Below are 14,967 nucleotides of genomic sequence, written 5' to 3'. Positions count from 1 at the left end.
ACGCTCCAGCCGTCAGCCGCAGACGTCAGCGGTCAAGCCGGGAGAAAGCCGTGCTCGGGAACCCGCCGGCCCAGCTTGCGGTATTCACCCACCGTCGCCACGGCGAGGTGGCGCATGCCTATCGGCTGGTCAGCGCTGATCGCGTCATAGGCCGCCGACAGCACGATGTTGCGGATGTCCCCGCCGGCCAGTTCCACCGATTCGGCCAGAAAGTCGAGATCGACCGGATCATGGGGATCCAGCGCCTGCAACTGCTTGAGGTGGCTCTGCCACAGCCGTCGCCGGGTGGCGGCGTCCGGATCGGGAAAGTGCACGATGAAGCTCATCCGACGCGAGAAGGCCTGATCCAGGTTGCCTCTCAGATTGGTCGCCAGGATGGTGATGCCGTCGAACTGCTCCATCCGTTGCAGCAGGTAGGCGACTTCCTGGTTGGCGTAGCGATCGCGTGAGTCACGCACCTCCGACCGGCTGCCGAACAGCGCGTCGGCCTCGTCGAAGAAGAGCACCACATCCAGCGCCTCAGCCGACTGGAACACCTTCTCAAGGTTCTTCTCGGTCTCGCCGATGTACTTGTCCACGATCGCGGACAGGTCGACCTGGAACAGGTCGATGGACAGCTCCTCGGCGATCACGTTGGCGGCCAGGGTCTTTCCGGTGCCGGGGCTTCCGGTGAACAGCGCCGCGATCCCGCTGCCCTTGGCGCGCAGCGGCCCGCGGGCGGTGACCTGGTCGCGAACCCGAGCCCAACTGACCAGCTGGTTCAGCGACTGCCGGGCGTGCTCGGGCAGCACCAGGTCGGAAAAGCTCGGGCCCGCGCCGGTCTGGGCCGAAGCCGCGATCCGGTTCACCCCGGCGCCGCCCGAGCCGCCGACCCGGCGAGCCGCCTCGCGCACCAGAGCGGCCGACAGCGGCTGCTGCTGGGAATCGGCCAGCATCCGCGCGTACCTGGCGGTCTCCAGAACCTCCTCAGGGGTCAGCCGCAGCCCGAGCAGGACATGGCGCAGCTCGTCATCGGAGGAGGCCAGGTCACCGAGCCCGGCGTGCCAGACCGCGGCGCGATCGGTGACCGCCAGCGGACGGGCGTCCACCGCCAGCGGAAACCGGCGCGCCCAGCTCGGATTCCACGGCCGGGCGCCGACCGCGACGACCGGCACCGCAGCCCGCTCCAGTAGCTCCAGGCCGGCCACGTTGGCCGGTTCGCCGAGCAGCTCGGCGCCGGTCACCACCAGGCCGCACCCTCGCAGGCCGGCTTCTCGGGCGGCTGAGGCCAGCGCTGCGAGCAGCTCGGTGTCGGCCGGGCACCGGTGAAGATCCACCGCCAGGCACTGCAGCCCGAGGGCGGCGAACGCGCTGGCGGCCAGTGAGTTGCCGGCCGCGGCGGCGCTCGACCTGACCCACACCAGCGGCACGCCGTTGCTGATCGCGGCCGACAGCACAGCGGTCTCGGCCAGCTCGATCGGAACCGGGAAGCTCAGCATGGCGGCGACCGGCGGATCGGACTGGTCCGAACCGGCGAGAAAGGACACCACCGGATCCGGAGCGCGCAACTGCCGCCCCAGCCACGGCTCCGGGCCCAGCACCTCGATCAGCCGGTGCCGGCGCAGGGGACCGTCCGGGCCGAGCCGGTCGAACCCGTCCGGCGCCAGCGTGGGAATCCCGGACAGCTCCAGGGCCAGCCCGACGCTGGGCCGGGCCGGCGCGCTCAGCCCGCGCAGCAGCCCGAAAGCCATGCCCAGGTTGGCGTCGAGATCCGCGGCGGCGGCGACCGTCAGCAGCCCGGCGTCGACCGGGTCCAGGCCGAACACCTCGCTCAGGCCGGTGAGGACGTCCTGTTCGCTCTCGGCCGGACCAGCGGCGTAGTCGGCACGCAGCACGGCGATGATCGAGTCGAGCTCTGCGCTCGCGCCGCTCCGGTCGCCGGCTGGCTGCTGGCCGCCGGCCGCCTCTGACCGGCGCCGGCCGGCCACCGCGATCCGGTCGACCAGCTCGGCCATTCGCTGTCGCATGGGGTGTCTCCTCCTGCACTGCAGGTCGTTCCCGCTGACGTTTTCAGCCCATCCGGGGTGGTTTAGCCCGCCCGTGCCACTGTTCTCGATAACCAACTGCTAACAGCGACTGCACACTTGCGAACTTGACGTTATGATTTCGGGCAGACGTGAGTGCAAGGCTGATACAGGTTGCCACGTCCTCGGGGGCACTACAAACGCGGCATTCGCCGGTCTTTGTTTCGCGCACTCGAGGGGATGGACCTGTGCTGATCCCCCTCGTCGAACAAGGTCTGGAGAAGCTGGTCCGAGCCGCGCTGCCGCTGCCCGAGCAGGTGGGTGAGGTGTCCTTCGACCCGCCATCTCGAAGCTGGTCTGCCCAGCTCAGCCGGATCACCGTCAGCATGTTCCTGTTCGGGGTGGGGCGCAGCCCGCAGCCGCCCCGCCCGATGCCCGAGCGCGCCGACGCCAACGGCCGCCTCCAGCGGCGCGGGCCACTGCCCATGATCGAGCTGAACTACCTGGTCAGCGCCTGGGCCGGCAACGTCCGCGACGAGCACGAATTGCTCGGCGACGTGCTCGGCTGCTTTCTCACCCATCAGGCGCTGCCATCGGAATTCACCGCCCCCGGACTGCTGTCCAGCGTGCAGATCGCGCTGGCGCCGGCCGATACGGGACGCGTCAAAGACGTCTTCGCCTCCATCGAGGGCTCGATGCGGGCGGCGTTCGAGATCGTGCTGACCACGGCCCTGGACGTCGGCGCCTGGGCGGACGCGGCGCCGGCCGTGCAACGCATCCAGGCCCTCACAGCGCCGATGCCGGCCCGGCTTGCCGGGTCCCAGCCTGCCGGGGCGCCCTGACCGCCATGCTCGTCACCGCAGACACCCGGCTCATCGACATCTCCCCCGGCGGCAACGCCGAGGTGGTGCTCGACATCCGCAACACCAGCACGATCATCGACGGCGTCACCACCCGGGTCATCGGCTTGCCCGCGGCCGGCGTGACCAGCAAGCCGATGCTGCTGCCGCTGTTCCCCGACGCCAGCGGGCAGGTCACCCTCTCGGTCGGCGTGCCCACCAGCTATCCGGCCGGACGGCACGCCGTCACCATCGAGGTCGCCTCGGTCGGGGCCGGCCTGCCCTCGGCCTACCTCGACCTGGACATGCTGGTGGCGCCGCGGCCGGAGCTGTCCATGAGCTGCCGGCCACAGGTCGTTCGGGCCCGCCGGCAGGCCCGGTTCGTGCTCGAGCTGGCCAACGCCGGCAACGTGGCGCTGGACGTCTCACTCACCGCGGTGGACGCCGACCGCGCGGTGAGCACCTCTTTCACCCCGCCGCGGCTGCGGATCGAGGCCGGCGCCGTCGCGGTCTGCGTGCTCAGGGTGCGCGGGCCGCGGATGATCACCGGCGCCGAACTGGACCGCACCCTCACCGTGCAGGCAGTCGGGGTGGCCGCCGGCGCGGCGCCCGACGCTGACCTCGACGGGCCGACGGCGCGTTACACCGGCCGCGACGAGGACGACCTGTGGCTGGAGGAGCTGCGCGCCGAGGCCGACCCGGCCCGGGCAGCCGCCGACGCGGCGGCGGTCGCCGATCCGACGGCCGTGCTGGCGCCGGTCACGCAGAGCGCCGCGGTCCGGTTGCGGCAGCGTCCGATGCTCAGCCGGGGCCTGCTGACAGCGCTCGTGCTGCTGACGATCGTCGGGCTGTGGGCCTCGGTGTTCCTGCTCGGCCTGAGCCAGGCGTTCAAGGGCGAGCCGATGACCAAGCAGGCCCCGGCCTCGTTCTTCGCCGCCGCCGACGCGCCGAGCGGCGGCATCGCCAACGCCGCGTCGGTCACCGACGGCTCAGCCCCGGCCGGCGCGCTGCCCAAGACCGGGCCGCTGCCACCCGGGGTGGGCGCGGTGATCACCGGCACCGTGACGGCGAAAAGCAACCACCTGCCGGCCGGCCGCATCCTGGTGGAGGCGCTGCGCACCACCGACAAGGGCCTGCAGGTCGCGAGTTCGGCGGCCAGCCAGGCCGACGGCACGTACTCCCTCGCCGGGCTGTTCCCGACCCGCTACCTGCTGCGCTTCAGCGCCACCGGGTACAAGACGCTGTGGTACCCGGCCGCTCCCACCCAGGCCGGCGCGAAGCCGGTCACCGCCGACACCGAAGCCGCGACCGGCGGTGTCAACGCCGTGATCACCGGACTGCCCGCCTCGATCCAGGGCAGCATCGACGCAGGTGACACCCTGTCGCCGGTGACCGCGACCGTGCGGGCCACCTCGCTGATCGGCAAGGTCACCAGGCCGGTCGCCAGCACCATCACCTTGACCGGCGGCAGGTACCAGCTGAGCAACCTGCCCGCTCCCGGAATCTACGAGTTGAGCTTCACCGCGCCCGACTACCAGGCGACCACCGTGGTGACCGCCGTCGCCGGCGGCCAGAAACGGTTCCAGTCGACCGTCCGGCTCAGCGTCGGCAACGGCCAGATCGGCGGGGTGGTGACCGACGGCCGGCAGCCGCTGGGCGGAGTCGCCATCACCACCACGGTGAACGGCAAGGACGTCACCATCGGCACCCCCACCACCGGCACCGTCGGCAGCTTCGTGATCCCGGCGCTGCCCACCCCGGGCACCTACGTGATCACCTTCAGCGCCTCCGGCTACGGCGCCCACACCTCGGTGGTGCAACTCGGCCCCGGTCAGAGCCGGTCGGGCTTGAACGTCTCACTCGCCGCCGGCGTCGGCAGCGTCAGCGGCACCCTCGTCGACTCGGCCGGCAACGGCCTGGGCGGAGCGAGCGTGACGGTGGGCGGGGCGCCGACGACGATGTCCTCCACCACGCTGACCACCGGAGCGGTCGGCTACTTCAGCTTCAACGCCCTGCCCGCGCCCGGCTCGTACACCCTGACCTTCAGCCTGCCCGGCTACGCCGGGACCACGATGCCGATCGAGCTCAGCGCCGAAGGCGCCCCGCCACGGATCCAGGCGGTGCTGGCCACGGCGCTGGGCCGGATCACCGGCGTGGTCACCGGCCCGGCCGGCAGCCCGCTGCCCGGGGCGAGCGTGGTCGCCACCGACGGCAAGCAGAGCTGGAAGTCCCAGGCCACCGGCGCCGGCGGCGGCCTTCCCGACGGCGGCTACCTGCTGACCGACCTGGCGCCGGGCGCCTACACCGTGACCGCCAGCATGCCCGGCTTCAGCCAGCAGACCGCGCTGCTGAGGGTCACCGCCGGCGACACCGTCCGGCAGAGCCTGCGGCTCGGGGCGGGCAGCTGAGATGCGCGTCGACATCGCCCCACGCGGCAGCGTCATCGAACCGGGCCGCACGCTGCCGATCACGGTGCTGGTCACCAACACCGGCGAGCTGATCGGCGGGTACACGCTGCGGGTGCTGGGCGCTGACCCCAGCTGGGTGCGGTTGGAGACCGATCAGCTGTCGCTGTTCCCGGGCGCCTCCCAGACCGTGATCGTCAACGTGACCATCCCCGATGGCATCGCGGCCGGCGACCGGCGGATCGCGATCCAGGTCCGCGAGCTGACCCAGCCGTACGCCAACGCCGTCGAGGAGATCGAGCTGCACGTGCCGGCTGCCCCGGCGGTGCACCTGCAGCTGGACCCGGTCACCGTCTACGGCGGCCGGCGAGCCTCGTTCGGCGCGGTGATCCAGAACAAGGGCAACACCACCGTCAGCGGCCGGCTGGCCGGCGCGGACGCCGAGGACAAGCTGCGGTTCGGCTTCGCGCCCGAGGCCATCGCGCTGGCGCCCGGCGAGCACCGGATCGTGGAGCTGACCACCCGGGCCCGGCGGCCGCTGATGGGCTCGCCCATGGTGCGGGTCTTCACCGTGCACCTGGACGAGCGGCACCTGGACGAGCGACACCTGGACGAGCGACACCTGGACGAGCGCGCGGAGCCGGCATCGCCTGGCAGGGCGCGCCTGGCCAGGCGGCTGCTGGACTCCCAGCGCGGCAAGCCGGCGGCGCCCGCGCCGGCCGCCCCCAGACCGGACGTCGCGCCGCTGGCCACCGGGACGTTCCTGCAGCGCCCCTGGCTGTCCCGCGGGCCGATCTCGCTGCTGGGCCTGCTGGCCGCGGTGACCGTGTTCGCCATCGTGATCACCGTCGCGCTGGCCAGGCTGGTGGGCCAGTCGGCCGCTGACCGCGACCTGGCGCTGCAGGTCGCCCAGGCTCGCACCGTCTCCAGCGCCATCGGCACCGCCACGATGTCGGGCACCGTCCGGCTGCTGACCTCGGGAACCCCGGTGCCCGGCGTCGCCGTCGAGGCGTTCAGCACCGCCGACCTGGCCAACGCGATCGCCACCACCGCCACCAGCCCGGCCGGCGCCTTCACGTTGCCCAACCTGCCCGAAGGCAGTTACAAGCTGCGCTTTCGCGGCGCCGGCTTCGTCCAGCTCTGGTATCCGGGCGCGGCCACCGACGCCGACGCCAGCACCGTCGCGGTTCAACCGGGGCAGGCCCGCCAGGGCCTGGACGTCCGGCTCGGCGGTGTTCCGGCCACCATCTCGGGAACCGTCACAGGCGAGGACGTCTCGGCCGCGTCGGTGTACCTGGAATTGCCCAGCGCTGCCGGAGCCGCCGCGCGCGCGCCGTCGGCCTCGACGCCCCCGGGCACCACCCAGGCGATCGTGCGGACCGTCCCGGTCGGCTCGGACGGCCAGTTCAGCATCGCCGACGTGCCCTCGCCCAGCGTCTATGACCTGGTCGTGGTCAAGCCCGGCTACGCCAACGACGTGCAACGGGTCGACCTCGGCGGCGGCGAGGACCGCAAGGGGGTCCAGCTGCGGCTGCGCAAGGGCGACGGCCTGATCAGCGGCCAGGTGAACGGGCCCACCGGCGCCCTCGGCGGCGCCACCGTCACCGCCACCTCGGGGAGCACGGTCGCCCGGACCGTCTCGCTGACCCAGGACAGGGTGGGCGGCTTCACCCTGCTCAGCCTGCCGACCCCGGCCAGCTTCACCCTGGTGGTCAGCAAACCGGGTTACGCGTCCCAGACCGTGACCATCGCGCTGTCGGCGGGGCAGAAACTCAGCGGGGTCGCGGTCAGCCTCGGCCAGTCCGCCGGCAGCCTGTCGGGCAAGGTCAGCCAGCTGCCCAGCGGCAGCCCGGCCCAGGGTGTCACCGTCACCGTCACCAACGGCGCGCTGACCGTGCAGACCGTCACCCAGAGCACCGGCAACGTCGGCGGCTGGACGGTAGGCGGGCTGAGCATTCCCAGCACCTACACGGTGACCTTCTCCCGTGCGGACCTGGCCGGCCAGACCGTGTCGGTGTCGCTGGACCAGTCCGGCGCCATCACCCCGGGCTCCCAGGGCGCGCGGATCACCTCCGAGGGCATCGGCGTCAGCATGCAGTCCTCGACCGCGGTGGTCCAGGGAACGGTCTCCCAGCGCGGCGCCGGCCAGGGCTCCAGGCCGGCGCCCACCGGCGAGGTGCAGATCAACCTGGTGTCGGGCACCTCGAGCTTCGCGGTGACCAGCGCCAGCAAGCCCGACAACCGGCTCGGCCAGTTCGAGATCGGCGGCGTGCCGCCGGGCACCTACACGCTCAGCGTGAACCGGCGGGGCACCAGCCCGACCTCCACCATCGTCACCCTCGGCGCCGGCGAAGTCCGGGTCTACAACCCGGTGCTGGCCGCGCCGGCCCAGATCAGCGGAGTGGTGGCCACCGCCAACGGCCAGCCGCGGCCCGGCTGGCAGGTGCAGCTCTACCTCGCCAGCCAGTACCCGACGGTCATCACCCGGACTGTCACCACCGACAGCGCCGGACGCTACGTGCTACCTGACGTCGACGCCCCGCAGAGCTATGTGATCGAGACCCGGCCGACCGCCTCGGCCGCGGCGCAGGGCTCGGTCACCCGTGAGATCGACGCCAGCGAGCAGTTGAGAGTCGACATCACCGTCCCGAACCCGGGCGGCTGAGTGAGATGACCCGACCACCCTCGCAGGGCCGTGGCATGCCGGCCCCGGAACCAGCTCCCTCAGCGAACCTGCACGCCGTCAGCCGGACCGGCGCCGGCGAGACCGTGGTGGTCGAGCTGGGCCTGGTGAACCACGCCCAGGGCCCGCGGCTGCTGAGCGTGTCAGTGCTGGGCCTGGACTCGTCATGGTTGCCGGCGCCGCTGCATGTCGGCCCGGTGGCGGCCGGCGCCAGCAGGGTGGTCGAGCTGTCGCTGCGGCCGCCTTCGGGCACCATGCCGGGCCGCTACCCGTTCGTGGTCGCCGTGCAGGCCAGCGACCCGGCGGCGGCGCGCTCGTCCGCGCCCCATCTCAGCGGCGTCACCGCCACCACGATGGCCGAGGGCTCGCTGATCGTCGACGAGCCCAGCCGGCTGAGCATGGAGGTCTCGCCCACCGACTCGACGGCGGTCTTCGGCCGCCGGATCGAGGTGCTGCTGCGCAACACCGGCCAGAGCCCGGCCAGGGTCGAGCTCAGGACCGAGGTGTCCCACGGCGCCCACCTGCGGCTGAGCCGGCGTCGGCTGCAGGTGCCGCCCGGCGGGTCGGCCCGGGTGCGGGGCCGGCTGACCCTGAGCCGGCCGCGGATGTTCGGCGGCCGGGCCCGGCACCCGTTCCTGGTGGCGGCGCGCGGCTTGGGCGCTCCGACCAGCGTGACCGGCGCCCTCACGTCACGGCCGTTGTTCAGCCCGCTCGGCATGAAACTGCTGGCCATCGTGACCGTGTTGGGGCTGTGGGCGGCGCTGGCCGGAGCCGGGATCCCGATGCTGGCCAAGTCGGTCCGAGGCAACCAGGCCACTCAGCAGGCCGGAAGCTCGAAGTCCGCTGAGCCCTCGGACTCGGCCACCGGCGGGCCGGGCTCGGGCGGGTCGGGCTCGGGCGGGTCGGGCTCCGGCGGGTCGGGCTCCGGCGGGTCGGGCTCCGGAGGTTCGGGCGGCGCTAAGCCGGCCAAACCGGGGCCGGCCAAGGCGGGACCGGTCCCCGCCACCGCCCAGGCCGCGGGGGTTCGGCTGAACGGGATCGTCACCGGCGCCGCGCCGGCCGGGGTCAAGGTCTCGCTGCAGCCGACGTCGCTGGTGGATGAGAAGGCCGCGGGCGCCCAGCCGGTCGGGCTGTCGGCCAAGGCCGTCACCGAGAGCCGGCGCGGGGCGATCGGCAAGATCTCCGCCTCGCAGCTGACAGCCCGGGCCCAGAGCGCGGTCTCGGCCAAACAGTCCACGCTGACCCGGCAGAACGGGGCCTGGTCATTCGCCGGGATCAGCGCTCCCGGGTACTACCTGCTCACCTTCGCCAAGCCCGGTTACCAGACCCGGCAGTACATCCTCAACGCCGCCGACGCCGACGCCACCGAGCCGCTGCCGGTGGCCATGACCGCCGGCAACGGCAGCCTGACCGGCCGGATCACCGGGCCGGCCGGCGCGGTCGGCGGCGCGACCATCACGATCAGCGACGGCCAGAACGTGGTGGCCACCAGCTCGACCTCCTCCGGCAGCATCGGCGCCTGGAAGGTCACCGGGCTGTCCACCCCGGGCGCCTTCCTGATCAGCGCCAGCAAGGACGGCCTGAGCCTGGAGTCCTCGCTGGTCACCCTGGCCGCGGGCCAGTCCAAGGCGCTGGACCTGGGCCTGAAGTCGGGCATGGGATCGCTCGTCGGCACCGTCCAGGGCCTGGACAGCCTCGGCGTCAGCAGCGGTGTCGGGGGCGCCACCGTCACCGCGACCGACGGAAGCATCACCCGCACCGCCACCACCGTCACCAGCGGGCCGGTCGGCCGGTTCACCCTGCCGGCGCTGCCGGCGCCCGGCAAGTACAGCGTGACCATCGCCGAGCCCGGCTTTCTGCCGCAGACCCATCAGATCCAGCTGGCCGCCGGGCAGTCCAGGGCTGTGGTCGACGCGATGCTGACGCCGGCCACCGCGGTCGTCGGCGGAACCGTCAGCGACTCCGGCGGCCTGGGCCTGGTCGGCGCCGGCCTGGTGCTGACCGGCCCGGCCAACACGTACAAGACGATGAGCGTGTCCAACCCGCCGGGCTCGTTCCGGTTCAACGGCGTGGCGCCGGGCACCTACGTGCTGGGCGCCGAGCTCTACGGCCGCACCACCAGTTACGCCACCGTCACCGCCAAGGTCGGCGGGGTGGCCTCGGTGGCCCTGAGGCTGAACCCGACGCCGGGCGGTGTGCTGCCGTCCAGCTCGCACGTGCGCGGCCGGATCACCGACGCGCGCAGCGGCGGCCCGCTCAGCTGTGACCAGGCCGATGACTACGACCCGCTGCTGCCGCCGGGCAGCAAGGCCAACCTGGACCTGTGCAAGATCAACGTCGGGGTCGACGTCTCCCAGCACGCCGTAGAGGTCGCCTGCGCCCCGGGCGGGGCGGCCAACCCGCTGATCGTCTGCGGCGTCGACCCCAGCCAGGAGTACACCGTCCCCTCGATCGACCTGCTTCCGATCACCGGCCTGCTCCCCGGCCTGCACCGCGTCGTGGTCAGCGCGCCGGGGTATGAGAGCGGCGCCGTCGACGTGCAGGTTCCGCTCGGCGCCACCGTGGAGGCGCCGCAGCTGGCGCTGTACCCGTCGGCCACCGTGGTCGGAACCGTCAACGCCACGGTGGGCAACCTGAGCACCGGCCCGGACCTCAGCAAGGTCGACGACCCGGACGAGCCGGTGCCCACCGGACAGGACTACGCCCACCAGGTCGACTACCGCACCTGCGTGCTGGTGCTGCCGAGCAGCCCGGCGCCGGCGTCACCGCCGACCTGCGCCCTGGCGCCGCCGAGCAGCCCTGGCGGCGTGCAGACCTGCGTGCCGGTCCCGGCGGTCGGCAAGTGCTCGCTGACCTCGACCTCGAACGGCTCCTACACCGTGCGCGGTTTGGCGCATGGCGCCTACCTGGTCTACGTCCACCCGCTCAACCCCGAGTACCGCCCGGTGCCGGGCGCGCAGGTGATCCTGGACCGTGGCGCGACGGGGCGCTATGACGCCAACCTGCACCGGCTCGCCCGGCTGGTGCTGTCGGTGGTGGCGCCCAACGAGTCCGGCGGGCTGGTCAACGCCACCGATCCGGTCACCGTCACCGTCACGCCGGCGCCGCTGGCGGCCCAGCCGCTCATCCGGACCGGCGTCGCCGGGCGGGTGCGGATCGTCGCGCTCGGTCCCGGCTCGCACACCGTGGCCGCGTCCAAGGGCGCCAACAGCGGCACGATGTCGGTGCCGGTGGGTGAGGATCAGGAGCTCAACACCCAGCTGGCGATGACCCAGTCGATCCCGCAGTTGATCGGCTGGGTGAGCAGCTCCTACACCGGTTCGAGCCAGGGCCTGGCCAACGCCTCAGTCACGGTCAGCGGGGTGGTCGCCTATTCCGGCACGACCCCGATCCGGGCGCAGGTCAACGTGGTCACCGACTCGCGCGGCTGCTTCGCGGTGACCGCGGACGGCAACGCGCCGACCTCGGGCATGGGCGCCTGCGCGACGGACTTCGCCGACATCCCGCGGGCCCGGCTTGCGCTGGTGGTCGGCCAGGCCGATGTCAGCATCGCCGCCAGCGATTTCAACGCCTACAACGTGACCGGCCTGGCGGTGACCACCGGCTCGCTGATCGCGGTCAACCTGGCGCCGACCGCTCGGGCCATCTCGGGCGCGGTGACGATCAACCCGGCGGACGCGAGCGTCAACCGCTCGAATGTCAACATCACCGTCAACCGCAAGGCGACCGGGACCGGCGTGGTCGACGTCTCGGTGGACGCCGACGGCGCGCTGAGCTGGACGGACTCGGAGTACCCGCAGGCCGGCCTGGTCCGGCCGGGCAACTACCAGCTCACCGCCAGCCTGCCTGGTCACGCCAGCGCCACGGTCAGCTTCAGCTGTGCCCTGGGGGTGGACTGCGTGGTGCCGACGATGGAGCTGCGCCAGCTCGGCAGCCTGGAGATCTCGCCGGTCGACAGCGGCGGCAGCGCTGTGACGAACGCGATCTTCGTCCTGTCCGGCGGCGGCTCGACGCCGGTCACCCAGACCGCGCCGCCGGGCTCGGCCAGCGTCACTTTCAACGGCCTCACCCCTGGCGCGGCGTACAAGGTGCGCATCCAGGCGGCCGGGCACGCCTTCGGCAGCACGGGCGTCGACATCGCCGTGACCTGCGCCGACGGCGCCACCAGCATCTCCATCGCAGCCGGCGCCCAGTCCAGCTGCGTGGCCACGCTCAACGCCCGCGGATCGATCGTCGGCGCCACCCAGGCGGTGTTGGGCGCCGACATCACCCAGGCGCTGGGCAACGTGCTGCTCACCGCGACCTTCTGCGGCGCGAGCGCGACGGCGCTGGCGCACTGCCCGGCGACAGCCGGAGCCACCGGTTTCACCGCCATCAGCGACAGCGACGGCCAGTTCCGGATCACCGGGACCAACTCCCGGGACGGCCTGGCCGCCGGCGGTTGGGTGGTCGACATGTCCGCGACGGGCTACACCGCCCAGCAACGCGAGTACTTCCAGGTCAGCACCGGTGCCACCGACTCCACCCGAGTGCTGAAGCTCAACGCGAACAAGGTCAATCTCAAGGTCGGCGTCGCCGACACGGCCTCGAACGCCAGCGCTGACCTGGTCACCGACGCGACCCTGGTCCTGACGCCCAGCGACGGCAGCCAGGCCGCGGTCACCCAGACCACGGTGGGGACCGGCAACCTCTACCAGTTCAACGCCATCGTGCCGACCACGTACACCTTGCAGATCAGCGGGCCGAACATCGCCACCCTGAACGTGCAACTCACCGTGTTCGTCGGAGTGGCCAACCAGACGATCTACGTGCGCACCGATGTCCGGACGAGCAGCATCTCGGGCATCGTGTCCGGTGAGCAGGGCACCAGCCAGGTCGCCAGCCCCCTCGACGGCGTCACCGTCAGCCTGATCAGGATCAGCGACAGCAGCGTCGTCAAGACCACGACCAGCGGTGGGGACGCCGGCGCCGGGTTCTTCGGGTTCAGCCCGGTGGCCGATGACTCATACGTGGTGCGGTTCGCCAAGACCGGCTACCTCACGCTGAACAGCCCGACCTCGGTGAGCTCAGGGCAGAATCCCACGTTGAGCCCGTCGCTGGAGCGGGTGAAGAACAACGTCGTGGTCACCTTCACCGCCAGCAACGGCTATGCGGTGGACGGCGCCAAGGCCTACCTGACCGCCAGCCCGCTCAACAGCAACCCGCCGCAGGCGCCGCAGACGCTGACCGGCACGGCGCCGTCGTACACCACGACGTTCAACTCGGTGCCGTCGGGAAGTTGGACGGTCTGGATCGAGTTGCCCGCCAATCACCATGGCAAGGTGATGTCAACCGGTGGCTCCCCGACCCAGGTGAGCGCCACTTCTCCTTATGCGATAACGGTGTCGGGCGCCGGCTCCGGGGTGAGCACCTCGGTCGGCTTCACCATCGCCGAGGTCCAGCTGGATCTGAAGGTGCTGGCCACCCCATTGGCGTTGGACACCAACCCGGCGCCGGCGACGGTGTCGCTGGTGGTCAAGCAGGGGACGACGACGCTGTACACCGCGGCGTCCTTCCCGACCTCGACCTCGACCGTCAGCAATGTCTCCTCGATCTGGGTCGTCCCGTCGCTGGCGTACACGCTGACAGCCAATCCGGGAACCAGTCACGGGGTGGGCTGGACCACGGCGACCCAGTCGGTGACGCCGGCCTCTTCGAGCACGCCGACCTCGGCGCAGGTCTCCTTGACCCAGAAGGGCGGCTCGCTGGCCATCACGGTCAAGCAGAGGACCGGGGGCGCGCTGGTGGAGGGGGCCACCGTCAGCCTGTTGCCGGCTGATGCGTTGGTGACCGCGCCGACCGATGACGTCAGCGACAACAAGGGTCTGGCCAATTTCAGCCAGCTGCCACCGGGCGATTACGACGTCACCGCGACGAAGACGACCACCACTGGTTCGGGGGCCACCGCGGTCACCACCACGCAGACGGGCACCGTCACCGTCACGGTGACCGCCTCGACCACCGCGCAGGCGGTCAACGTCTCCATCGCGACGGTTCCCTGACGCCGCGCTTGGCATGCTGACTGGTGGCAGCGGCTGTGCGGCAGCGCCGGTCGCGCTCCGAGTCGAGCGCGCCGGCCGCGAGTCGAGCCGTCGACTGATCGGGCCCGGGTCGCGGGCTAGCGGTGCGTGAGGAGCTGGGCGGCCGCCGGCGGCTGGCTCACCAGCGCTGTCCGACTCGCGGCTTCGGCGTCTCGCGTGGCGAGGAACAATCCAGCGACCAGGACGAGCACGACTATCAGCAGCGCTGTCACCTTCAGCCCGCGTCGGCGGGTGCGGCGCCGGGCCGGCTCGCCCTGCTCCGTCGCCCGCCAAGGGCCGGGAGGTCGCGAGGCTCCGGGCGTTCGCTCGCTGATCGCGGTGAATCCGTGCCGCTCGTACAACGCCCGCCGCTGCGAGCTGGAGATGGTCTCGTAGGCGGCGGACAGCTCGGCGGCGTAGCGGATGGCGCCGTCGCGGGTGGCGCGGTTGATCTCCAGTTCGTAGGCGGCACGGATCCGCTCATCGGAGGCGTCACGAGGCACGCCCAGCAGCTGGTACGGATCCTTCTCGGCCACCGTCGAACGGTACCAAGGCCGGATGAGAAGTGTTCGCATCTTCTGGGCCGAGACGGTGTCGAGCGTTCCTCAGCCACTGTCCTCAAGCGTTCGATGCCCCATGCGGCCGTCATTGCCGGCTCAACCGCTGACTGCGTCTGGGTGTTCGGGTGGGCTCGATCCAGGCGGGCGGGGTCCGGTGGGGGTCGCCGTCGGTCATCTGGCAGGTCCCGCCCGCGCGTTCGAACTCACGGTGGTGATAGCCGCAGACCAGCGTGAGGTTGTCCAGGTCGACCGTGCTCCTACCTCATTGCCGGTTGATGCGGTGGTTGCGTCTGGGTGTTTGGGTGGGGTCGATCCAGGCGGGCGGGATCCACTGGGGGTGGCCGTCGGTCATCTGACAGCTCCAGCCGGCGCGGTCGAACTCACGATGGTGATAGCCGCAGACCAGGGTGAGGTTGTC

Annotated in this window: 6 protein-coding genes; 4 read left to right on the top strand and 2 right to left on the bottom strand. The window is 71.9% G+C overall.

Features of this window, described 5'->3' with window-relative positions; translation table 11 throughout:
* Positions 1-32: 32 nt before the first annotated feature.
* Complete coding sequence (locus tag VGB75_08975; protein ID HEY0167161.1) at positions 33-2,006, bottom strand: ATP-binding protein; 1,974 nt, start codon at positions 2,004-2,006, stop codon at positions 33-35.
* Between the two features lie 245 nt (positions 2,007-2,251).
* On the opposite strand from VGB75_08975, the gene VGB75_08970 reads away from it, so the two are divergent.
* Genes VGB75_08970 through VGB75_08955 form a run of 4 tightly spaced genes read left to right on the top strand, consistent with a single transcriptional unit; the run spans position 2,252 to position 13,971 of the window.
* A complete protein-coding gene (locus VGB75_08970; protein HEY0167160.1) occupies positions 2,252-2,845 on the top strand; it encodes a DUF4255 domain-containing protein in 594 nt (197 codons plus the stop codon).
* Between the two features lie 5 nt (positions 2,846-2,850).
* Positions 2,851-5,250, top strand: a complete 2,400-nt coding sequence (locus VGB75_08965) for a carboxypeptidase-like regulatory domain-containing protein (protein ID HEY0167159.1) — start codon at positions 2,851-2,853, stop codon at positions 5,248-5,250.
* Between the two features lies 1 nt (position 5,251).
* Positions 5,252-7,912, top strand: a complete 2,661-nt coding sequence (locus VGB75_08960; GenBank protein ID HEY0167158.1) for a carboxypeptidase regulatory-like domain-containing protein — start codon at positions 5,252-5,254, stop codon at positions 7,910-7,912.
* A 5-nt stretch (positions 7,913-7,917) separates the two neighbouring features.
* Positions 7,918-13,971: a carboxypeptidase regulatory-like domain-containing protein gene (locus VGB75_08955; protein ID HEY0167157.1), complete on the top strand. Its 6,054-nt coding sequence runs from the start codon at positions 7,918-7,920 to the stop codon at positions 13,969-13,971.
* 116 nt (positions 13,972-14,087) lie between these two features.
* Here VGB75_08955 and VGB75_08950 read toward each other — a convergent pair whose 3' ends face one another.
* Complete coding sequence (locus VGB75_08950) at positions 14,088-14,525, bottom strand: hypothetical protein (protein HEY0167156.1); 438 nt, start codon at positions 14,523-14,525, stop codon at positions 14,088-14,090.
* Positions 14,526-14,967 lie beyond the last annotated feature (442 nt).

The organism is Jatrophihabitans sp. (genome assembly GCA_036399055.1).
Lineage (GTDB): Bacteria > Actinomycetota > Actinomycetes > Mycobacteriales > Jatrophihabitantaceae > Jatrophihabitans_A.
This window is presented reverse-complemented; position numbering and strand designations above follow the sequence as displayed.